Genomic DNA, 22,394 nt, shown 5'->3' with positions numbered 1-22,394 from the left:
AAGATGATTAAACAAGTTATACTCACAGTAGGAGACGGTAGTTTCATTCAGGGATTTGGTCAAACGACTATCCAGATTAGAACAATAGGTAAAAATCAAACTAATTCTTGCCTGCAATGGGATTTACCTGACTATCCTGCACTCGTCAATACCTATCAAAACTGGCAAAGTATTTATTATACTGTAATGAATGGTAGAGCTGGCTTTAGAAATCAAGTTAGGAATGTGAGTATTTCTGGGTGTAATCAAGAGATTGAATCCTTACGCATTTACCTTAATGATTGGCTTGCTCCTGTTAAACAACAATTAGAGCCAATCCTGGAGATAAATGACTCAACCGAGATTCAATTTGTGATCCAAACCCAGAATATTCAGCATGAAGCCAGCAAAAGCCTATTAGAAAAATTACCTTTGCATTGGTGGGATTTATTTCATGCAGATTGTTTTACTGATGTGGCAGTATCCTTCACTGAATTAGACCCTATTAGCGATATGTCTGAACAACGATTAGCCAGACCGAAACGAGTCAAAATCTTATGTATTCTCGGAGATAGTGAGAATATTGATGTCGAAGCAGATAGGCGATTACTCCGACAAATATCAGGAGCCTATTGTGTTTTTCTCCGACAACCTAAACGTTCAGACTTGGAACTCATCTTAAATGAACGTTGGGACATTCTCTTTTTTTCTGGACATAGTAGAACCGATATAGATGTTAACACGGGATTGCTCTATCTTAATCCAAAGGAAACGTTAAACATTCAAGACATCCGAAACACAATTCAAGATGCGATCGATAAAGGATTAAAGTTAGCTATTTTTAATTCCTGTGATGGTTTAGGATTAGCCCGTCAACTCGCCGACTTGGATATTGCCCAAATTATTGTTTGGCGAGAACCTGTTCCCGATAAAATAGCACAAGAGTTTTTGAAGTATTTTCTTGATTTTTTTACGACGGGTTTCTCTCTCTATAGTTCTGTGCAGCAGGCTCGGATTAAGGTAAAAGAATATATACAGAATCCAGAGAGAAACGAGCAACTGCCTAAGGTTAGTTGGTTACCCGTCATCCATCACAATCTAGCTAAAGCAGAAATGACTTGGCATAAATTACGCGGATACACAGGTAGTGAATCAAACGTCAAAGATAACCGAGACAAAAATAATCGGAAGTATCCTAATTGGGTAAAACCATTGCTGAAGCTAACCAGAAAACTAGGAATTCAAAGAATAATTGAAATGGTTGTCAATTGGATGCGCCCAAATAATCCGCGTCAAATATTACTTGATTTAGTGCAAAAATCATGGATTGAAGGAGTCCTCGAAAAATCATTGCATCTTGAACACATGATTGAGTTAGGCTTAGAGAAACATTTCAATGCCGTAACATTAACGGATGCGGAGAGTTTCAACCAAGAGAATCAAATCTTACCTGAAGGAACCAGAGGAATTGATATATTTGGTGAACTGGAAAACAAAAGAACAATGCTGATTCTCGGTGAACCCGGAGCGGGCAAAACCACGGCACTTTTAGAAATTGCTCGTGAATTAATTAACGACGCCAGGGAAGATAACACTTTACCAATTCCTGTAGTCCTTAATCTCTCTAGTTGGGGTGCAGATAAGAAACAAAAATCCTTGGATAAGTGGCTGGTTGAAGAATTGAATAGATTCTATCAGTTTCCTCGATTTATCTGCGAGTCTTTAATTAAAAATCAGCAATTGCTACTGCTTTTAGATGGTTTAGATGAAGTCGGTGCTTTAGATAAAATCAATCAAGATTGGCAACGAGACGCTTGTATTCTGGCAATTAATCAGTTTCTGCGAAGCTATGAAAGAACTGAAATGGTGGTTTGTAGTCGGCTCAATGAATATAACCTAATTTCAGAAAGACTTGACTGTCAATGTGCCGTTTTGTATAAGCCAATTACATCAAATCAAGTCAACCGCTATCTTGATGATAACCAGGACACATTACCCGGTGTTAAAGTGTTGTTTCCAGAAGACTTAACCATTCAATCCTTAGCTGAAAATCCGCTAACTCTGAATATAATGACCTTTGCCTATCAAGAAAAATCACGGGAAGACTTGGCAGGAATTAACTCATTCTCTGAACGGGAGAAAAACTTGCTTGACACTTACGTTGAAGAGAAGTTTAAGCGAGAGCAAAGCGGTGATTCTTATTCAGACAAAAATGCGAAACATTGGTTAACCTGGTTAGCACAAAGGATGCTACAACAGCCAAAACAGTCTAAACAGATATTTCTGATTGAGCAAATTCAACAAAATTGGCTACCCAGAGGTATTGATACTTTGATATATCATATTGGTATCCTATTCATTTGGGGAGTGATAGCTGGTTTGATTAGAGTTTTGCATTTTGGCACACAGGTGACAGATGATTTAGGCGAACAAATATCTTTTGCCTTTCCTTCTATAGTAGCTGGGATAACATCAAGTCTGATTCATCTGGTACTCTCTAATTTTTTCCTTCAAGTTATGCCCAGAAGTCTAAACAGAAACATCCCTCATGTTATATCAGGAATTTTGTCTGGACTAATATACAGCGCTTCGCGCTCTTATGGAGTACAGTATTAGCCCGCTATCCCTCAAACTGCTAGATTGATGTTGTACCTCATCGCAGAGGAAAGTGCTGTATGTGATCATTGCCGCACCATGGGTCTATGCAATTGCTCAAGGAAGTTTTGATGAAAAATGGAGAGAAATTGTGTCTCCATTAATAGTTGATGGAGTTGTTTTAGCAGTATTATTAAGTCGCTTTAGAATAGAAATAGGAGTTATTGATGCAGTCAAAACATCCTGGAAACAAGCTAGAATATATGCGACAATAGGTCTAGTCTGTGGTTCAATTTATATCCTTGGTCGCTGGCTTTTTACTGACCGATATAATATCGGTGATTCAGCTTATATTGTCAGTGTCATTTGGACTGAGTTAGCATTGTCTACTCTCCTACCTGGGTTGGTTGGTTTCTTAGACAAAGGAGTAAGTGTTTCTCAAACAATAATTCCAAACCAGGGTATTTGGAGATCCGCCAAGAATGCTTTTTTGTTCTTTTGCATCTTCTTTCCTGTCGGAATGTTTTGTGGATTACGTTATGATAGGGGAGGAATTCATGAAACCATCAGTATCGGATTAGCGGTTGGGTTGACTGGTGCAATGGCAGGTGGAAAAGGTTCCGTTTGTGCCGGTTTTGTTCTGATTCAACACTTCATGCTGCGGGTGATTCTCTGGTTGCGAGGCTTTGCTCCTTGGAATTATGCTCGTTTCCTAGACTACGCGGCGGAACGGGGTTTTTTACGCAAAGTTGGTGGTGGTTATATCTTTATCCATCGGATGCTGATGGAGCATTTTGCTCAAATGTAGTGCGATCGCGCTTCTTATTACCTATATCTGAAACGCTATATGGTTAAAAACAGGGAACGCCTCATTTTCTTTCTTTATACCTCTTGCCCACCCTAGTAAACTGTTCGGCATTTAAACCATAATGTTAGAAACTGCGAAATCTTTGTGGTACAACCATTTTGGTCACTGCTCATTCCCAATTTAAATGCATAACAGCTTACTGAGGTAAGACTCTCATCATTCAATCGCATTTTGTACCATGGCTTTGTTGAGGATAGCAGATGGAGTTTGAAGGGTATCAGGGTTCGTCACAAGTTTCTCTACTGTCGCACTCAATAACCCGGAGCAGATTTGACGCCAAGCCTCACGCTGTGCCGTATGTGCTTCCTGCTGGCACCATTGCGCGATCGCGTCTGATAAATCTTCTAGTTTATCGGGTAAGGGTTGAATTAAAAAAGCCAACTCAGCTAAGTCTTGTGGGGAGAAAAGCTGGCGTTGATGATTTAACAGCTCAACAAAAGCGACAACATTTTGTTGAGCGAATAATCGAGAAGCATGTTGAACAAATTCCAGTGGCAAATCTTGCAATTGAGCGATTTGCTCCCAGCTTAATCCAAACTGGATCATGCGTGGTATAGCGGTTAACTTGGCTTTGAGTTCCCCTCTTTTTTCGCCTCTTTGTTCCCCTCTTTGTTCCCCTTCAGAAAACCCTTCTTGCTTGGCTTCCTGATACACTTTGGTTTGTTTTAGTTCACTTAAACCTAACATGGCTTCTATCTCCTGACGGCTTTTTTGTGGTAATTTATAAACGATGATTGTTTCGATTAAATCAATTAAGTCTCGTTTTGTGGTTGGATCAGCGATCTGGACTTGGGCTTGGTCGATTAACTGCCTTGCCACTGTCGGTGCTGTCTGTTGATTCTCGATTACTAGCTTAACAATGTTTACCCCCAGGGAATCCGATGCCGTTTCCTCTAACTCGTCCAAGTAAATTCGTTGCACTCGACTGAAGAGTTCCCTAAATTGTAACGGTTGTTCTCGTTCAATTCGGCGACTGGGGTAAATCACTACAACCCGCCAGGGATGAGGGGGTTTGTATTGATTCAGAAAGATAAACAGTTCCGTAAATAAACGATAGTATAAATTCTCATCGGGTTGGAACTGAACTTCGACGACGTAGAAGGGTTGGTTTGAGGTTTGGTTCTTGGGTAAAAATAAACCATCAAGTCGAAATGAGAGTTGTTTGATTTCACGGGAGGTGAATTCATAGGTTGGGGCTTGTGCTGTGGATTGGTTAATTAGTTCAAAGAAAATACTAGGGAACTCTTTAAACAGGCTATAGAAGATGGTGTCAGTTTTCACATTCTCCTGGGGTAAACGTCACCGAGTTGACAAGGGGTAGTATGGCAACTCTGTGACCCAAAATTTCTATAGCAGTGGTATTGACAAAATCAACAAAATATGGATTGAGACAATGAGAGAGAGTAGGTAAGAGGTGTTGGTTTAGGTGCATCTGCGCCGGGGATACTTCAGATTAAAACTGATAGCGAACTGAAAAGTGAAATCCCTCATCTTGAGCATTTTCACCTTGATCCTCCAGTTCGACTAAGGGTAAACCATAGTCAAGGCGCAAATCTAATCCGGGTAGCGGTTGCCAAAGTATCCCCATCCCCAGACTGGCTAAAAACTGCTCTTGAGGCAGAGGGTTCTGATTATCGGGATTATTCCACACCCAACCCGCATCAAAAAATGGCGCAATTTGAAACGTTGACGCACCGGATGCATTTTTCTCTAAGGTGATCCGGTCTTCTAAGAACAATCGCACCCCGTTATCTCCAATTCGAGCATTCTGTCGATAGCCTCGCACGGATTGAGCGCCACCAATAACAAATTGCTGAGACGGCAAAAGAGTATTGGGGGTTAGTTGAATATCAGCCCCCATAATTAAAAAATGACCATCACTGAAAATTTGAACTCGTTGGATCTGACCCAGCCAGGTCAAAAAACGTCCATCCGGCTCAGGATCGGGATTAACAGTCGCATCCAACCACCCTGTACCCAGACTAAAGAGCGATCGCACTGACCACGCTCCCCTGGAATCACGACGTAGGTAGTCTTGTCCAAATTGAATTACACTGGTGCGCGTTATCCCGTCAATATCAGCACCAGGACTTAAAGGGGCAGGCATATCCAAAAAAAATGTCTGACTTTCCCTAAAGCTAAAAGCTAGGGATAGGGCGAATTCTTCACGGGAGGTGCGAATTAAGGGTTGACTAAAACTAATCTCATACTGTTCTGATTCCCCCTCAATACCGAATTGAGTAAAGGGTTCGGCTGTGATTTGATTGCGATCAACGCTGGCTTGCACTTGCAGGGTGCCATTTTTAGGATTTAGGGGAAGGCGATAGCCCATATTGATCACCTTTGAGCCACTAGTGGTGGAATAGAAGTAACTCGCCGTCAGTTCATCCCCATACCCGGTCAGATTACGATAGCGTCCATTTACGCCCAATCGTTCTGAACCTACACTCGGCGGTGAATAGTTATCGGTGGTAAGACTACTTTCAAAGGGATTGGCTTCAACAACACGAATAATTAAATTGCTCTTTCCCGATTGAGTACCAGCACGAAGACTCGCCTCTACGGACTCAAATAAGGGATTCGCCCGCAGTAGCCGCAATTTATCTTCCAAGCGAGCGGTATTTAAGGGGGTGCTGACACCAAGCTGAATCCGATTCCGGATGTAACTGGGTTTAAGGCGACGAATTCCCTCAATTTTAATCTCCTCCAGACTCCCTTCCAGGACAAAAATCTCTACGACACCATCAGTAATAACCTGGTCTACTAGAATGGCTCTTGAGGTGATGTAACCACGATTTAAATAGAGTTGAGTGATGGCATCAGCAGCCTCTTGCAATTGTTGTAGGGTAACCGCTTCTCCTTCCAAGGGTTGGACAATGGGATTGAAGTCATCGGGTTCAAAGATGGTGCTACCTGTGACATTGATTTTCTCGATTTGAATACTCTCCACGTTAGAATTCGTGGGACGAGAGGGAGTGGGTTCAGGTTGGGTCAACGGTGGGGACTGATCAGGACGTAAGGGTTCAGGACTAGGCGTGGGTTGAGGAAAACGATCATCCGGATTGGGTTGGATGGTTTCGGGGTTGGGAATCGTGGGCGGGGTTTGTGCGATCGGAACCTCATCCAGGTAAGCGTGATCTGGGGTAAAAATAGGGTCGAGTTTGGAGTGAGACGCTTCTGGATCAAAAGAGCGATCGCAAGATTCGAGTTCAGCACGATTGGGCTGCTCTCTACAGGCTTCCTCAGCTTCTCTCTCCCCGTACTGGAGATCCTTAGTTAGCTCCTGTTCGTTTAAAGCGTGATTATCTCCGTCTACTCTGCCATTTAACTCTTGTCCTGGGAGCCAGTCCTCCTCTGTCCTAAAGTCATTTTCTGCCTTCTGAGAGCCTTCTACCTTCTGAGAGCCTTCTACCTGCTGAGATTGCTGGTGAGAGAGTTCCATAAGATTAGGGAAATGAACAGGGTTTTGGCTCACTTGTGACACAGACATTGGAGTTGTACCCAGCGCCGTTGGTGCATTTAAACCCATAATACCCACCCAAACAGGTGTCAGTTGTCCCAGAATCTGCCCCTGTGAACTACCCATCGCTGACTTTCAGTACAGCGTGGGCTTCTGATTTCGCTGGGGAATGCCGCAGCTTAGACTTACGCCCAAGCTTTGGTCTTACTTCCCCTCCGTCAGCAGCAGTCCCAGTCCCTGAGACCGATAAGATTCTGATGCCTTCTGCTCTGATATTTACTGAGGCATTACCGTCTCTATCGTGGTGAGTGCCACAGCTAGGGCAAGTCCATTCCCTAACCTCTAAGGGCATCTCCTTCACTTGATAATGGCAGTTTGAGCAGAGTTTAGAACTAGGAAACCATCGGTCAATTTCTACCAATACCTTACCCTCAAATTCAAGCTTGTACGATAGGAAATTGACAAATATTCCCCAGCCTACATCAGAAATAGATGCAGCTAGTTTGTGGTTACGAACCATGCCCTTAGTATTTAGGCTTTCGACTACGATGACTTGGTTTTCGTCAACAAGCTTTCTGGACAGCTTATGCAGGTAGTCTTGACGGACATTTGATACTCGTTCGTGAACCCTAGCCACCAGTTTCCTGGCTTTATCTCTTGACTTGCTTCCTTTCTCCTTTCTGTCTAATTTCCGTTGCTTGCGCTTAAGGTTACGCTCATGTTTAGCTAAATGTTTAGGATTAGCAAACTTAGAGGTCTTAACACCATCATTGACAATAGCAAAGTCCTTTAAACCTAGGTCAATCCCGATTACATTACCATCAGTGTTACTCGGTGGGTTATCCCCTTCTACCTCAGTCAAGACGGACGCAAAATATCTCCCCGATGGGGTCATGCTAACCGTTACCGTCTTGATAGTTCCTTCGATTGGTCGGTGTATTTTAGCTTTCACTATGCCGACGCGACCCGGAAATTTGAGGCAGTCATCAATAACCCTAACTGACTGGGGATACTGAATAGATTGCCTATTCTTTTTAGCCTTGAACCTTGGGTATCTAGCTCTACCCTCAAAGAAGTTACGGTAAGCTGTCACTAAGTTAAGCGTAGTCGCTTGTAAGACTTGAGAATAGCAGTCAGACAACCATTCAGTCCCCTCCTGTTTTTTAAGCTTAGGTAAAAATGCATTCAATGCGGACTGACTCAAGCCCTTACCCGTTAGCTGGTAGGTTTCAATGCACAGATTAAGAGCATGATTCCACCACCAACGGCTACAGCCAAAGTGTTGAGCTAGTATTTCTTGTTGTTCAGTTGTCGGATACAGCCTAACTTTGACGGCTTGATGTTGCATTGTTTTCACCTTTTCTTACTAATATATACTATTCTCAGTAAATAGTATCAGGATGGTTTGTAAATTTTATCGGGATTGACCAATAAAATTTACTTGGGGGATGTCCATGTATCAAGGGCGCTCACCCTGAGCGGAGTCGAAGGGTAGAGCGTGGGACTTATCGCCTCCCCCAAACCCCCACCATCAGTTAACACTCTCACTTGAGGTGTTTCCACCTGCCATGTCCCTGATTTTACCTGTTGAACCGCCTGGGAATTAAAAAGTTCTGTCAGCATGAGGCTAATTTCTTCGAGTGTCATCCTATTTTGTTTGACAAAAGTTCTGAAAAAAAATCCCCCGACAGTTGCCAGGGGATAGGTTGAGCCGTATCAAAAATTGGGGATGAAGTGTAAAGTAACAAGTTTGATGACCGTTCTTAGTTATCTATTGTCCTTCACCCTGTAATCGTTACAGCCATTCGGGAACCATTTCTTCTTTGGTGTTGGTATTGCGTGAGGGCGTCTCGCGGGTAAATTTCATCTGAATCGAGCGAGTTTGTTCGCCATCTGCTGCTACTGCCATGATGGGGTAATCAATTAAACCATCTTGGAAGGACATTTGGAAGCGGAAGGTTCCGTCTGGGTTCAGTTTAATTGGACGCCCGCCAATGGTTACGGTTGCATCGGGTTCGGTTGCACCGTAGACAATCAATTCAGCATCGGCAACTAACCAGAACTGACGAGGACGAATCGGTGGCATAGAAGCCGACATCCCCATCCCGACTCCGGACATGCCAACACCGGACATGGTTAAGCCAGACATGGTGGGTACAGCCCACATCCCTGCCCCAGAGGGGAAGATGTAGGAACTGACGGATTGAGACGGAGCCATCGATCCGGGAACGTGCTGCATTGAACCGTACATAGAACCCGCGACGCGCTGAGCTTCGGCAGATTTTGCCAGGCCAAAGATTTCGTCGTAGATGGGGTTCTCGGTATGTGCGGTATCTGCGGTAACAGGTTGGCGCTTTCTGGGAGGAACCAACTCGTATAAGGTTTTGCCTTGGAGTTCTTCATCCCAATTAACGGTGATGAATTGGTCTTCAATCCAGTCGCTGGGATAAACCGGGGGAACATGGACGGGTGTAGAACGGGCTAGGATTAACCAACGACCATCGGCACAACGATAACCGATATCCACTACGTAGTCGCGATCGCTAACGGGTAGAGGTAAGTACCATTCTCTTGCTAGTTCGTCACAGGGATATTCCTGAATGCTATGGGCGCTTTGGTATTCCAGGTTAATATCGGTGACATCATAAATCCGCAGCGCTAATTGCTGTCCTCCCTGACGCCGCAGCTCTTCCTTGTGTTCGTTAGGAATATCCCAGTAGGTATACGCCCATTGGGGATCGCGGGGCATGAGTACGATCCGACTTTCACCATAACCAGAGGGTAAATCTGGTAATCCTTCGTCTACAGATGCTAGATCACCACCGGTGCGATCGTCTTGACCAAGTTCAAATTTAGATGCTTCCACTTCTGGTTGTGCCTCCACTGTGCTAGTTGGACTGATTGAGATTTTGGTATGTTGGACTTTTTGAATTTCTGCCAGTAACTGCGCTTTACGCATCCGGCTATACCGTGAGATGCCGTACTCACTGGCAACTCTACGCAGTTGCCGTAAGGTCATCTCTTCTAAAGGTGGGCGTTCTTTTGCCATGAATATGCTCTCCAATTGTTAGGTCGGTAGGTTGTATCTCTCCTGGTGAATCAAAAGATGGGGATCATAATTTAACAACATCACATTTGATAAAGGTTAATGATTCCTACCGCCTTGGAGTAAGTCAGTCTCGGTGACGCATTGCATTCGTCTTTCGTTTGGGCAGGTACAAACTCACGCACGACTTACTGTTTAGGCTGACGTTGGGGATTTCTCCCGATAACACTTAGGTTTCTCCAGTCAGGATCACAGAAATACTGATTATGAGTATTTCTTTGGGATCGCTTTATTTATCTATGTACCAGAAATGCCTTAGGTATGGTCAAGGGGATCAAGACGCCAATTTTCACGAATTGACGAATTTACAAGCTTATCGGGGATCGCAATGTCATGGAATCATGACATTGCGACGACAAGGGGATCGCTTAGGGGAGCAGGGGAGCTGGGGGAGCTGGGGGAGCTGGGGGAGCTGGGGGAGCTGGGGAAGATGAGGGAGATGGGGAAGATGAGGGAGATGGGGAAGATGAGGGAGATAGAGGAGTCATGTTCCAGGCGTGATTACAGAAGCATCTGTCTGTAGGGGCGGGTTTAGGGACTAATATTGATTGTTATCCCTAGCTTGGCAGCAAAACCCGCCCCGACCAAATGACAAATGACAAATGACAAATGACGAATGACAAATGACAAATGACAAATGACAAATGACAAATGACAAATGACAAATGACAAATGACGAATGACGAATGACGAATGACAAATCACAGATAACTAAATAGTTGCCAACCCTGACGGGTTAAGCGGGAGACGATTTGCTCATAGCGTTTTTGCAAGGTTTGCTCAAATTCCGGCTGTTGTAACCCCTTGCGCCATAGAATCAGGGCATCTTCACCTGTATCTTGGTAATATCCTCGGCGTCGTCCGGCTGGGATAAAATCAAACTTTTGGTAGAGAGACAGGGCGGCGTGATTCGAGGGTTTAACCTCTAAGGTTGCCCACTCCAACTGACGCTGTTTGGCGTCCTTGAGTAAGGCATACAGTAAAAATTGTCCGAGTCCCTGATTTTGGTAGTTGGGATGCACCGCCAAAATTGTAATATGTGCTTCCTCCAGAATTGACCAGTAACACCCTAAACCCACTAGGGCATTGGGTAAACCTTCTGCCAGTGGATTTTGGGGCATAACAACGGCTGAATTGCAACCGAATGGTTGCTGATTTAAGCTATTCTTTGCTTCTAAAACCAATAATTGACTATTGGGGCTATTTAACTCTCGTTCGTAGCCCGATCGCGTCCACAGTCCGCCAAAACATACTTGATCTAGATCTACTGCCGCATTTAGTTGTGCTGTGGTTAGCGGCTTAATCTCTAAGACAGTCACATCACTCAATTGTACACTAAACTAACGGACGCTTTTGGTGTACCTGCCCATATCCATCGCCAAGATAATCACGATATTATGCTATTGACTGACTCCACTCAGGTGCAAAACTCTGGACAACGATATCTTTCCGCGAATGCTAATCTCGATACTCGCTCCCCGAATCAAGAACTGTTGCCGCTCACCGCGACTGTTAACAGCCAAGACTGCCTAGAAATTGGGGGGTGTGATGTCAAAGATTTAGTCGAGCAATTTGGTTCTCCCCTCTATATTTTAGATGAAATCACAGTAAGAACGGCTTGCCGTCAGTATCGAGAGGCCTTTGCCCGTTACTATCCCGGAGATACCTTAGTGCTGTATGCTTCAAAAGCCTGGAATTGTTTAGCGGTTTGTGCGATCGCGGCATCGGAAGGTTTGGGTGTTGATGTCGTATCCGGAGGCGAACTCTACACGGCATTAGAAGCTGGGGTCAAAGCCGATAAGCTGTATTTCCATGGCAATAACAAGTCTATCGCTGAACTCCAGCTCGCGATCGAAAGCCATTGCACGATTGTTGTTGATAATCGGTTAGAGTTAGAAACTCTGGCAGATTTGGCACAAAAAACATCTCCGGATACCAAGGTGCGGATCATGATTCGGATCACACCTGGGATCGAGTGTCACACCCATGACTATATTCGCACGGGTCATCTGGATAGCAAATTTGGTTTTGATCCCCACAGTCTAGATCAGGTTTTTGCCTTCATTAGCCAAAATCCTATCCTCGACTGTATTGGTTTACACGCTCACATTGGGTCACAGATTTTTGAGAGTCAACCGCACAAAGATCTCGGGGCGGTTTTGGTTGATTATCTCCAGAAAGCCGCTCAGTTCAATCTATCCATTCAAGAACTGAATATCGGCGGCGGCTTGGGAATTCGCTATACCGAAGACGATGATCCCCCCACGATTGATGCTTGGGTTAAGGGCGTTTGTGAAGCCGTGGTTAATGCCTGTAACCAGCAGCAGTTACCTTTACCGAGGTTATTATCAGAACCCGGGCGATCGATTATTGGACCCGCTTGTGTGACGGCGTATACCATCGGCAGCCGTAAGGAGATCCCGCAAACGCGAACCTATCTGGCGGTTGATGGGGGAATGTCTGATAATCCACGTCCGATTACTTATCAATCGGTCTATCGTCCAGTCGTTGCTAATCGCATGTCAGCACCGATAACCGAAACCGTCACGATAGCGGGTAAACATTGTGAATCCGGGGATATTTTACTCAAAGATGCCCAATTACCCGAAACCCAACCTGGGGATCTGCTCGTGATTATGGGAACTGGGGCATACAATTACAGCATGGCGTCTAACTATAATCGTGTGCCTCGACCTGCAGCGGTGTTAGTTAAGGATGGAAAGGCTGAATTAATTGTGCAGCGAGAAACCTATCAAGACTTGATCCGGTTTGATCATTTACCGAAACGACTTGTATCCCAGAATTAGGGATGAAGGAGCAATGTAGAGACGCGCCATGGCGCGTCTGGAAGCTGGGGGAGCAAATAACCAAGGACGAATGACAAAGGACGAATGACAAAGGACGAATGACAAATGACAACTCCCCGCCTAATCTCGTTACAATCAAGCCAGAGTCAAGCTCTCAGTTGCTAAACGTTTAATTAAGTTCAATGCCTGCGTCGTCGTCGGGTTCTTTTCCTGACTCTGGCTGGGTTCAATCCTTATTGCTGGACAGCGTTGATGTCGGATTGGTTCTAGCCCTCACCTATATGGTTCTCCTCATTATCGGGGAGCGTCGTACCTTGTGGATGGTTCGGGGGCTAATCGTCTTGATGCTAGCGGCAGCGGTCAGTAATCAACTAGGATTGACCCTGTTGAGTTTTGTGTTAGAAAAATTGGTGGTTGGTTCGGCTGTGGCGATGGCTGTCATCTTTCAGTCAGAATTTCGCCGTTTTCTCGAACAAGTCGGGCGGGGAGAAATTCGGCAGTTGTTTCAATCCCAACGCCGCCCTATCCCTAAAGCAGATAGCGTTACAGATGAAATTGTCGATGCGGTTAAAGAATTATCCCAAAATCGGATTGGCGCATTGATAATTATGGAGACCAATGGCACCATTGACGAGCGAGATTTTTCTGTACCAGGGGTACAGTTAAATGCTGAACTGTCTAAAGAACTGCTGCAAACCATCTTCCAGACGACGACGTTACTCCATGATGGGGCAGTATTAATTCGGGGATCTCGCGTCGCCGCAGCGGGTGTGATTTTACCCCTGTCAGAGCGAACGGCTTCACGACAACTTGGCACGCGCCATCGAGCCGCTATGGGAATTACTGAGCGAGTCGAAAATTGCCTTTGTATTGTTGTATCCGAAGAAACGGGTTCTATCTCATTGGCAGAACGCGGCGGACTAAACCGACCCTTAACCAGTAGTAAACTCAAAGAACTGTTAGAGGCTCGATTTTCAACGGCTGTTGACCGTGAGGCAGTTGCCCCCGGTTTACGCAGTTTAGGTCGCCAAGTTAAGTCTCAGGGACGGCTACTCATTTCGCGTTTGCTACGTCTGCCGTCATCGACTTCTCGAAAAAAGAAATGATTATTATTATACAACTATTATGCAAACGATACTAAAAGAATTACCAAGCGATCTCGACCAGGAACGTCTACCCAAACATGTGGCGGTGATTATGGATGGCAATGGTCGTTGGGCAAAACGCCGAGGTATTCCTCGGATTATGGGTCATCGCCGAGGCGTAGACACATTAAAACAGTTGTTGCGCTGTTGTGATGATTGGGGTATCCAAGCCCTGACTGCTTATGCCTTTTCTACCGAAAATTGGGGACGTCCTATCGAAGAAGTTGAGTTTTTGATGACGCTGTTTGAGCGGGTGTTAATTCGAGAACTCAAAGAGATGATGGAGGAGAATGTACGCATTCAGTTTGTGGGGAATTTAACGGCATTACCGCAATCCCTGCAAAACCAGATTGAACGGGCAATGACTCAAACCCAAAATAATACCGGGATTCAATTTACCGTTGCCACCAATTACGGTGGACGGGAAGAGATTTTACAGGCTTGTCGGGCAATTGCCACCCAGGTTCAACACGGTCAGCTTCAACCGGATGATATTGACGAAGCGCTGTTTTCTCGCCATCTTTATACTGCCAATATCGGTGATCCTGATTTGCTAATCCGCACTAGTGGAGAGATGCGTTTGTCCAATTTTCTCCTCTGGCAAATGGCTTATGCTGAATTTTATATTACGGACGCTTTTTGGCCCGATTTTGACCGCGAAGCGTTTCATCAAGCTTTAATTGCTTATCAGAAACGAGAGCGACGGTTTGGAAAGGTTTGAGTGTTGAGTTTTGAGTTCAGAACTCAAGCCTTGAAACTAATGATTTTAAGCGAACCTCATCGGGAAATACCTGAAGACAATAATTGTGAGAAATTTATCAATTTCCAAGATAGAATTGAACAATGTTTTAAATTTGTAAATTATGTTTGAATTTTCAAATAGTGAAAAAAAACAGAAATTTGAGCAACTGTTTGGCATAACAGTTTTGATTGTTTCCATAGCTGCACTATATGCATTCGGTGTATTGGGTGTAGGACGTGGAACAGGGACAAGACTTTCAGATTTCCGTTGGTTTTACACGGCGGGTCAACTCTTATTGAATGGTCAAAACCCTTATGATCTTGAAATATTTTCAAGTGCATTTCAGGAGTTGACAGGCAAAGCGAGCAATTTGGCTCTGGCTTATCCACCACAATTCACACCTTTGTGTATGCTATTTGCGCTGTTCGACTATGGGAGCGCACGCATGGTGATTACATTGCTGAATATCTTAGCCGTAAGTTGTCTGGCTTTCTTGACAATGCGACTGGTAACTGATGCAGAGTCCCCTAGACCAGCGAGTTTTAAGCCAGTAACGCGATGGCTAATCCCAGCCTTGATTTTAGGTAATCCTTTCACCACGCATTTGGTATGGCTGGGTCAAGTAACATTAATAGCTGGTGCTTTAATGGTTGGAGGTTGGTATTTTGCCAGACGGAACAAGCCTGTTTTAGCGGGTTTGCTGTTAGGATGTGCTAGTTTTAAGCCCCAGTTATTTATATTACCAGCGTTGTGGCTATTATTAGATGGCCAATGGGAAATTTTAGCGGTTACAGCGATAACCGCGTTGATTTTGGCGTCATACTCTTTGTTAATCTTGGGACCAATTTCTGCAATTCAAGATTGGCTAAATATTGTATCTATATATCAATCAGCTCCAGCCAACACACTGGGATCTCAGGAGGTAACAGGTTTACCTAGCGCTCTGGCTTCTGTAGGATTGAATATGCCAGACGCTTTTGTATTGATGCTCGGAGCCGTTGCGCTCACGTTTTTATTTTGGTTGGGTCAGTCTAGATTTTGCTCTGATGATATTCTGGGAATATTGATATCGATTCAAATTGGTTTGGTTTACGCACATAATGCTGAAATTGTTTTATTAGCTCCAGTAATCAGTAGTCTTTGGTTACACATAGCGCATCGTAAAAAGTTATTAGCTATAGCGATTATAACAATGCCACTCATGTTTTTCCCTCAACGATTTATACGTCCTCTGAATATGCCGATATTAAACCATTGGCGAGCATTCCTGATTCTTTTTGCATTCATTTCATTAGTTTTTTTGAGTTGGCAACAAAAAAATAGTTTGGATAGAAAAATAATTAGCTCCAAATAAGAGACTAATGGCGATTAGAAGCTAGTGGGTGAAGAGGATGCTCACCCAGTCGCGCAGGATTTTTGAGACAGCACTTGTATTCTCTTAAGGACCAGAGAAAACTGCTGCTTCTATATCTTCGCGACTGAGGGAATACTTGAAAGAACGCATAATGTCCCGTTGTCCTTCCGCTGCATTAATGTAACGCACAGCTAATTCCTCAACTTCCAGACAGAGTTCGGCTTGCCAATTTAATCGTTCCACGCGCCAGCAATTGAGTTCGTTGCTATCTTGTTGACATCCTTGAGAACGGAGCCATTTTTCGATTTCAGGAAGGGGATGGTTATAGAGAGGAGTGTCAGATGAAGGAAGTACCATAGAAGTCTTCATAGATTGAGGGATGGAACAAAAACAGGGATTGATGGTGGATTAGATGGGGAGAAAAGTTGGTTAGAAGGGGGATATCGAGGGATTCGCTGTAGTTGACTTAGGGGTGGCGTGGTGACTCGACTAGATAGAGATATCCCAGAAACTTGAAAGGCATTGTCTCCTCGGGTTAAGCCAATCACAATTGCCAGTACCAAGCATCCCACGAAAGTTATCCCCAAAATAAATAGGGCAAATAACTCGCCAGGGGAGAGGGGACGATCTGTGGGGTCAAGGTAAGCTGAGGATGAATGATCAACTCGCGATCGCACAACGGGACGGTTCAATCCGGGTGGAGGTTGAATGACGTTGACACGAGAATAGCGAATAGTTTGATCATACAGGATTCGCCGTTCTGGATTACTCAGAGTCGCGTAGGCTTCATTAAGCTGTTGGAACTTCGTCTTGGCGGTTTCCTTTGGTAAGTCGGTGGTATCGGGATGGTAACGTTTACTCAGTTCCCGATAGGCACGACGGATATCTAGAGCAGATGCGCTAGGGTGTACCCCCAGAATCCCATAATAGGTTATGGATTGTAGCTCTTTACTCGTCCTAGTCTTCTGTTTTACCCAGTCTTGAGCCATCCTAGCTGGTATAACAAACGGTCTTTAACATTTTAAACATTTTACGCGATCGCTCTCGGTTGGTGAGCCGATAAGGAAAATTCTGCTCGTAGTAGGGGCTTTAGCCAAAGACCAAGCCTGGGTAAAAGAGTTCACCGAACTTGACCAACAAACTTGGGGTCAGGGCGGGTTTATTGAATTGAGGGGTTTCTGGCAACAGGTAACGGTAAAACCCGCCCCTACGAGTCAATTTGTTTTTTCTGTATCTTGGCTGAATTGTCAAATAAAGCGGTAATAAAACCAAGATATAATTTGTGTGATTAGCTTCGCGCTTTGCCGAAGGCAATCGCGCTTTCTACTGTCCTTATCTGAAAGTGCTGCTGTAGAGCCTATCTTGCTGGCACATTTTCCCAGGGGAAAAACTATACCATAAAATCGTGCGATCGCCTGCTGAAACGGCAATTCTATCAGGGGTGATAAGAAACCTGGAAGAAATGGGTACACTTAATCTAATCTGCGCTAGTCGCACGAAAGCCTCCCCCCAGTCAGCAGGTTGTTATCAATGAATACTGTTTTAGTTGTAGAAGATTCTTTCAGCCAGCGGGAATGCGTTTCTCAACAGTTAACCTGGAGTGGGTGGAATGTCATTCAAGCCCGTGATGGTGTAGAAGCACTCCAAAAAATTCAGAGCAATTCTCCCGATTTAGTGCTATTGGATCTGCTGATTCCCCGGATTGATGGCTACAGAGTTTGTCGCCTAATTAAGGCAAATCCCCACACCCAAAATATTCCAGTGGTTCTTTTAACTGGAAAAGGACAGCGTTTAGCCCTTTCCTACGGTATTAAACACGCTGAGGCTTATGTCGGTAAACCTTGGCAACCGAGAGAATTGCTAGATACCCTGAAACGAGTTTTACTAGATACGAAAAAAGAACCACAAATGGCTTCGGCTGATACGTGGACAGATTATGGTATTCTTATTTTCAAGATTATTCAACTCTATGAATGCCGCGTCCAACCTTGGACAGAGTATGGCTCCCCAATTATTAAACTTTATGAGAAGGCGTTAGCGGCTTTTGAAAAAGCTTTGACAATTTCACCTAATCACTTACAGGCTAACCATTATCGCTTAACGGTTGAGAAAAAGTGGAGTAGTTTACGGGAAAAATTAGAACAGTCTCAAACCTGTAAGGTTTGTCAGTATTATCATGGCAAAGATGGAATTAACTGTGCTGTTTATCCCTGGGGACGTCCGGGAGAATTTTGTCTAGATTGGGAGTTAATTTAAGTCGTCATTGGTCATTGGTCATTGGTCATTGGTTATTGGTCATTGGTCATTGGTCATTGGTCATTGGTCATTGGTCATTGGTCATTGGTCTATGGAAAAAGTGGCAATTATTTCGGATATTCACGGAAATCTGCCTGGATTACAAGCAGCTATGGCAGATATTGAAGCTTGCGGCTGCAATCAAATTGTCTGTTTAGGTGATTTAGTCGATGGCGGCGATTACAATAGTGAAGTCGTTCAAGTCATTAGAGATAATCATATTACTTGTGTTCGGGGGAATCATGATGAATATAACGATTTAAACTTGCCGAATGATATACAATATTTTCTCGATACTCTTCCAATTGAGATAGTAGAATTAGATGTGGTTTACACCCATGTCTCTCCCCGAATCAAGAAGCATAAAATTGATCATCCAGTTGAAGCCTGGAATGTTTTTGATGAAACCAATTATCGGCTTTGCTTTGTTGGTCACGTTCATCTGCCTTTGATATTTGGTGAACGATGTGATGAATTTGGCTCATCGACTGCCTATGATTTTGACTATGAACAACCCTTGTATTTGGATGATCAAGACCGATATGTTATCTCAGTAGGTTCTCTCGGCTATGGTCGTGATATTGTGCCAAAGCTACGATATGCAATTTATAACAAAACTGAAAATTCTATTGAGTTCAGAGCGGTTGAGGGAGAAATCCTATCTTTTCAAAGGATGTAGATTGTTTAGGCTGGTGGGCTCTTGCGAAGTCGAGTGGGCTCTTGCGAAGTGGAAACCCACGATGGCGGCGTGACACAGCTAAAATTGTGGAATAGATTTTACCATTGAATCGGGCGCAAGTCTTTGCGCCCCTACGGTTTCGGGTCTCCCATTCTAATTCATCAATTAAGGTGTGCCACGCCACTACTGGACTGACACAGCTAAAATGGTGGGATAGATTTATGGTTAAATCGGGCGCACGTCGGTGCGCCCCTACAATTCTAATCTACCATTTTAGGTGTGCCACGACACTACGGCTGTCATGCATTTAAATTGGGAATGGCTAGCGAGCAAGATGCTCGCACTACGGCAAGGATTTTGCAATTATTGACATTATGGGTTAAATCCAAACAGCTTAACGTATCACGGGCTATAACTAACAGTGACCCGTCCGATTCCCCTAAACTTCTGATAATAAGTTTGACTTACTTTATCCCCTTGATCCGAAAGCCAATCAATGCCAATCCCATTGCGACCCTCTTCTTTCCCTGAACTGTGAATATAATAGCCATCGCCTAACAAAAGACCCACATGATTAATCTTTTCCGGGGTACCAAAAAATACCAGATCCCCCGCTTGGGCTTCTGCTAGGGGAATGGATTCAGTAAACGCCTGCTGCTGATAAGAATCTCTCGGTAACCAAATTCCCGACGCCACAAACGCTGCTTGCATTAATCCTGAACAATCATAATTGGGTCCCACGGTTCCCCCCCACAGGTAATAATTCGGCTGCTGCATGGCTTTTTGGGTAAACGCTATCACCTCTGGGAGTCGGTCTTGGATTTGAGGACCAGAGAGTGCGATCGCATGATAAGGTTGAGAGGCGATTTCCAGTTGGCTGATATCCTCGACTCGTAACCAAGCCTGATATCCATCCTCACATAACTGCACCTCTACCGCTTGTTCCCTGGCTGTGGATAATAAGGGGTGTAAATGGCGTCCAGCCGCTGCTTGAGTGGCTAAACTCGCACAGGCGGGAGAATCATAGAGGTCTAAATTAACACGGCAGATGTACTCACCATGTTTTAATGCAGATAATTCTTGCAGTACCACCATATTGGTAAGCGTTGACATCACTTGTTGAGAGCAAATTATGACATTCTTTCGTAAGGACGACCAACTGGAAAAAATTGGTACAGAGATTCTCGACGCTGCTTGGTTAGAGTTTCCTGGACTCACCCGCAATCAAATCGCTCTCACCTGGATTGTCTATGATCCCCCCATCCCCGTAAATACTGGGGGGGCGCTTTCGGCGGATGAATTTTGGAAGTATCCCGTCCGAGGCTTTAGTTATCGGGGGGTTGAGCGAATTTATCCAGCGGATTTGGTTGCCCTATTTTATCTGGTAGCTATCCAAGAATGGTTAGAAACCTCTATGGTAGGAGAATCCGATGAACTGGAACGGGCAATTCGGGCGATGATTGTTGACGCTAGCCATGATGCTTTAAGTTTAGTCGTCGATGTCTTAAGTGGGACAACCAGTGGTCCTGAGTTAACCCCTGGTCCCTTTGAAACCTGGAAACTCCAACGGAATATCGTTAATCGTTACTTTCAATCCCTCGGTTGGCAAGACTTAGAGTCGATTAACGTCAATCAAAAAACCTGGAGTGATGGACCTTATGGTCGGGAACGGCTATTTATGGGAACCTTGATGGAAAATCGGAATATGCTAACAACTAATGCCACAGCACGGCTACTCCATAGTATTGTGGGTGGCGTAGCGGTGTCTTCCGTGCGATCGCAGTTGATGATGAGTCTGCTAAAACACAGCCTAAATTCAGCTGATGTCCACGATAATAATCATCAGATTACCGGATTCTTAGGCGGTGGTCTTCCGCCAGAGGCTCAGTTATGGTCTAAATCCGGCTGTTCCACCCAAGTGCGCCATGATGCGGCTTACATCGAGATCCCATCGATATTACCGTATCTTCTGGTTGTATTCACGGAAAGCAAAACTTATAGTCAAAATCAAGACCTTCTCCCTTTTATTTCTCAAAAGGTCGTAAACGCAATGAGTATATTGACTTAGTGGCTAGGAAACGGCAATCCTAGACAATAATAAGCAAATCGGTTTTGCTGATTTCAATCTTTACATCTTTTGTCGAGGAGTGACCTTGAAACATAATCTTTTACGCTCCGTTACTTACGGCGTCGGTCTAGGGGTAGTCACCATGGGGAACCATCCCTTACCTGTTCACGCTCAAGTATCCAGTCCAGGGGAATCATTGACTCACCTGGAATCCATTGCGGCTGAGATACGCACCGAAGGAACGGCTGAACCCGCTAATGCTTGGGTTAACCGATTGAACGGTGATCCCGCACTGACTCAGGATGCAGTTAATCTCCCGGCTGAGTCTTCATTACCAGAAGTCACACCGATACCCAGTGCTACGGTAGACTCACCAACGCCCTCCGTGTCCTGGAGTAAAGGACTCACTGGCAATTCAGCCACGACCCAGAGTTCAGTGAATCCAACCCTTGCAGACTCTCCAGCCTCACTCCTAAAGCGTATCAGTCCAGAGGATGCGATCGCGACTCAATCTGTCCCCGAATCCCTGAACTCCTCGGCTGATGCGCTCACCCTACAGCCGACTCAGGACGAAGAAATCGTGTTGAATGAGTCCCGGACTCTCGCTCAAACCGACCTCGATATCCGCCGAGGAACTCTCGGCGTTCCTAACTATTTTGGAATTGGTATCAACATTGGTTTAACCGAAGAGAATGATGTCACTGATGCTGACGATGGGGGTGAGACGGCTTTAGGGGATGCTGGTTTTGTGATCAATGGCAAAATTGGTTTGTCTCGTAATCTATCCCTGCGACCTGGTGTAATTATTGGCGATGATGCACTCTTTATGGTTCCCTTGACTTACGACTTTCTCATTCCCCGTGTTGATCCCTTTGAACCTGTGCGTTTCGCCCCGTTTTTAGGTGGGGGTGTCGCCTTGTCAACGGATAGCGATAACAATATCGGATTTTTACTCACTGGGGGTGTGGATGTACCCTTGTCGCGTTCCTTTGTCGCCAACGGATCAATTAATATTGGTTTTATCGAAGATCAGACCGATATTGGGATTATCCTTGGCGTCGGTTACACATTTCCTGATTTCTAGTTCCTAGCCAATTTTTATCTGTAGGGGCGACCCGCTGATCTAAACAGGACTTACGCACAAACGCCACATATAGTAGGGGCACGGCATTGCCCATTGGTGTCAACTTAACCAGAAGAAGCCCAGATTTCTTTTGAGCGAGCGGCATTGTCTCGATGCCGCTTGCGCTCAGTTTTGACTAAACCTAAGAGCTTGTAATGATCAACCAAATAACT

General features: G+C 44.7%; 22 protein-coding genes. 11 read left to right on the top strand and 11 right to left on the bottom strand.

Features of this window, described 5'->3' with window-relative positions; genetic code table 11:
• Positions 1–3: 3 nt before the first annotated feature.
• Together RIG27_RS10305 and RIG27_RS10300 are read left to right on the top strand one after the other, a co-directional pair.
• Entirely contained in the window at positions 4–2,595 is a 2,592-nt protein-coding gene (locus RIG27_RS10305; protein ID WP_446344853.1) for an NACHT domain-containing protein, read from the top strand.
• A 61-nt stretch (positions 2,596–2,656) separates the two neighbouring features.
• The gene (locus RIG27_RS10300) at positions 2,657–3,382 is read left to right on the top strand and encodes a hypothetical protein (RefSeq protein WP_446344851.1); all 726 of its coding nucleotides are present in this window, start codon (positions 2,657–2,659) and stop codon (positions 3,380–3,382) included.
• Between the two features lie 216 nt (positions 3,383–3,598).
• On the opposite strand, the gene RIG27_RS10295 is transcribed toward RIG27_RS10300, so the two are convergent.
• From RIG27_RS10295 to RIG27_RS10275, 5 genes are all read right to left on the bottom strand, one after another.
• A complete protein-coding gene (locus RIG27_RS10295; protein ID WP_446344849.1) occupies positions 3,599–4,723 on the bottom strand; it encodes an Rpn family recombination-promoting nuclease/putative transposase in 1,125 nt (374 codons plus the stop codon).
• Between the two features lie 172 nt (positions 4,724–4,895).
• The gene (locus RIG27_RS10290; RefSeq protein ID WP_446344847.1) at positions 4,896–7,028 is read right to left on the bottom strand and encodes a ShlB/FhaC/HecB family hemolysin secretion/activation protein; all 2,133 of its coding nucleotides are present in this window, start codon (positions 7,026–7,028) and stop codon (positions 4,896–4,898) included.
• Complete coding sequence (locus RIG27_RS10285) at positions 7,021–8,250, bottom strand: RNA-guided endonuclease InsQ/TnpB family protein (protein ID WP_446344845.1); 1,230 nt, start codon at positions 8,248–8,250, stop codon at positions 7,021–7,023. The genes RIG27_RS10290 and RIG27_RS10285 overlap by 8 nt, the downstream gene beginning before the upstream one ends.
• Before the next feature lie 89 nt (positions 8,251–8,339).
• Positions 8,340–8,549, bottom strand: a complete 210-nt coding sequence (locus tag RIG27_RS10280; RefSeq protein WP_446344843.1) for a hypothetical protein — start codon at positions 8,547–8,549, stop codon at positions 8,340–8,342.
• A gap of 148 nt (positions 8,550–8,697) precedes the next feature.
• Positions 8,698–9,951, bottom strand: a complete 1,254-nt coding sequence (locus RIG27_RS10275; protein ID WP_446344841.1) for a DUF4912 domain-containing protein — start codon at positions 9,949–9,951, stop codon at positions 8,698–8,700.
• Between the two features lie 385 nt (positions 9,952–10,336).
• Between RIG27_RS10275 and RIG27_RS10270 the strand changes: the two genes are divergently transcribed.
• Positions 10,337–10,531, top strand: coding sequence for a hypothetical protein (locus tag RIG27_RS10270; protein WP_446344839.1), 195 nt, complete (start codon positions 10,337–10,339; stop codon positions 10,529–10,531).
• 15 nt (positions 10,532–10,546) lie between these two features.
• On the opposite strand, the gene RIG27_RS10265 is transcribed toward RIG27_RS10270, so the two are convergent.
• Positions 10,547–10,708, bottom strand: a complete 162-nt coding sequence (locus tag RIG27_RS10265) for a hypothetical protein (protein ID WP_446344837.1) — start codon at positions 10,706–10,708, stop codon at positions 10,547–10,549.
• Between the two features lies 1 nt (position 10,709).
• Complete coding sequence (gene rimI / locus RIG27_RS10260) at positions 10,710–11,327, bottom strand: ribosomal protein S18-alanine N-acetyltransferase (RefSeq protein WP_446344875.1); 618 nt, start codon at positions 11,325–11,327, stop codon at positions 10,710–10,712.
• A gap of 78 nt (positions 11,328–11,405) precedes the next feature.
• Here rimI and lysA point away from each other — a divergent pair, with 78 nt between their 5' ends.
• On the top strand, positions 11,406–12,815 hold the full coding sequence (gene lysA / locus RIG27_RS10255; protein ID WP_446344873.1) for a diaminopimelate decarboxylase: 1,410 nt from the start codon (positions 11,406–11,408) through the stop codon (positions 12,813–12,815).
• Here lysA and RIG27_RS10250 read toward each other — a convergent pair.
• A complete protein-coding gene (locus RIG27_RS10250; RefSeq protein WP_446344835.1) occupies positions 12,786–12,920 on the bottom strand; it encodes a hypothetical protein in 135 nt (44 codons plus the stop codon). The genes lysA and RIG27_RS10250 overlap by 30 nt on opposite strands.
• Before the next feature lie 77 nt (positions 12,921–12,997).
• Between RIG27_RS10250 and cdaA the strand changes: the two genes are divergently transcribed.
• The 3 genes from cdaA (at position 12,998) to RIG27_RS10235 (ending at position 16,056) form a co-directional block, all read left to right on the top strand.
• Positions 12,998–13,921, top strand: coding sequence for a diadenylate cyclase CdaA (gene cdaA, locus RIG27_RS10245; protein ID WP_446344833.1), 924 nt, complete (start codon positions 12,998–13,000; stop codon positions 13,919–13,921).
• Positions 13,922–13,940: 19 nt separating this feature from the next.
• Positions 13,941–14,681, top strand: a complete 741-nt coding sequence (locus RIG27_RS10240) for an isoprenyl transferase (protein ID WP_446344831.1) — start codon at positions 13,941–13,943, stop codon at positions 14,679–14,681.
• Positions 14,682–14,823: 142 nt separating this feature from the next.
• Complete coding sequence (locus tag RIG27_RS10235) at positions 14,824–16,056, top strand: glycosyltransferase family 87 protein (RefSeq protein WP_446344829.1); 1,233 nt, start codon at positions 14,824–14,826, stop codon at positions 16,054–16,056.
• A gap of 84 nt (positions 16,057–16,140) precedes the next feature.
• On the opposite strand, the gene RIG27_RS10230 is transcribed toward RIG27_RS10235, so the two are convergent.
• Both RIG27_RS10230 and RIG27_RS10225 read right to left on the bottom strand, forming a co-directional pair.
• Entirely contained in the window at positions 16,141–16,413 is a 273-nt protein-coding gene (locus RIG27_RS10230) for a DUF3143 domain-containing protein (protein ID WP_446344827.1), read from the bottom strand.
• Positions 16,414–16,421: 8 nt separating this feature from the next.
• A complete protein-coding gene (locus RIG27_RS10225; RefSeq protein WP_446344825.1) occupies positions 16,422–17,045 on the bottom strand; it encodes a J domain-containing protein in 624 nt (207 codons plus the stop codon).
• A 541-nt stretch (positions 17,046–17,586) separates the two neighbouring features.
• Here RIG27_RS10225 and RIG27_RS10220 point away from each other — a divergent pair.
• Positions 17,587–18,312 (top strand): response regulator, encoded by a 726-nt coding sequence (locus RIG27_RS10220; protein WP_446344823.1) that lies wholly within the window; start codon positions 17,587–17,589, stop codon positions 18,310–18,312.
• 7 nt (positions 18,313–18,319) lie between these two features.
• The gene (locus RIG27_RS10215) at positions 18,320–19,030 is read left to right on the top strand and encodes a metallophosphoesterase family protein (RefSeq protein WP_446344821.1); all 711 of its coding nucleotides are present in this window, start codon (positions 18,320–18,322) and stop codon (positions 19,028–19,030) included.
• Between the two features lie 402 nt (positions 19,031–19,432).
• Here the strand turns inward: RIG27_RS10215 and RIG27_RS10210 are convergent, their stop codons facing one another.
• On the bottom strand, positions 19,433–20,125 hold the full coding sequence (locus tag RIG27_RS10210; RefSeq protein ID WP_446344871.1) for a C40 family peptidase: 693 nt from the start codon (positions 20,123–20,125) through the stop codon (positions 19,433–19,435).
• A 37-nt stretch (positions 20,126–20,162) separates the two neighbouring features.
• Between RIG27_RS10210 and RIG27_RS10205 the strand changes: the two genes are divergently transcribed.
• Positions 20,163–21,098 (top strand): serine hydrolase, encoded by a 936-nt coding sequence (locus tag RIG27_RS10205; protein ID WP_446344819.1) that lies wholly within the window; start codon positions 20,163–20,165, stop codon positions 21,096–21,098.
• A gap of 85 nt (positions 21,099–21,183) precedes the next feature.
• Positions 21,184–22,182 carry a hypothetical protein gene (locus tag RIG27_RS10200; protein ID WP_446344817.1) on the top strand — a complete coding sequence of 333 codons (999 nt, stop codon included), beginning with the start codon at positions 21,184–21,186 and terminating at the stop codon, positions 22,180–22,182.
• Positions 22,183–22,394 lie beyond the last annotated feature (212 nt).

This window comes from Coleofasciculus sp. F4-SAH-05 (assembly GCF_040222985.1).
Lineage (GTDB): Bacteria > Cyanobacteriota > Cyanobacteriia > Cyanobacteriales > Coleofasciculaceae > Coleofasciculus > Coleofasciculus chthonoplastes.
This window is presented reverse-complemented; position numbering and strand designations above follow the sequence as displayed.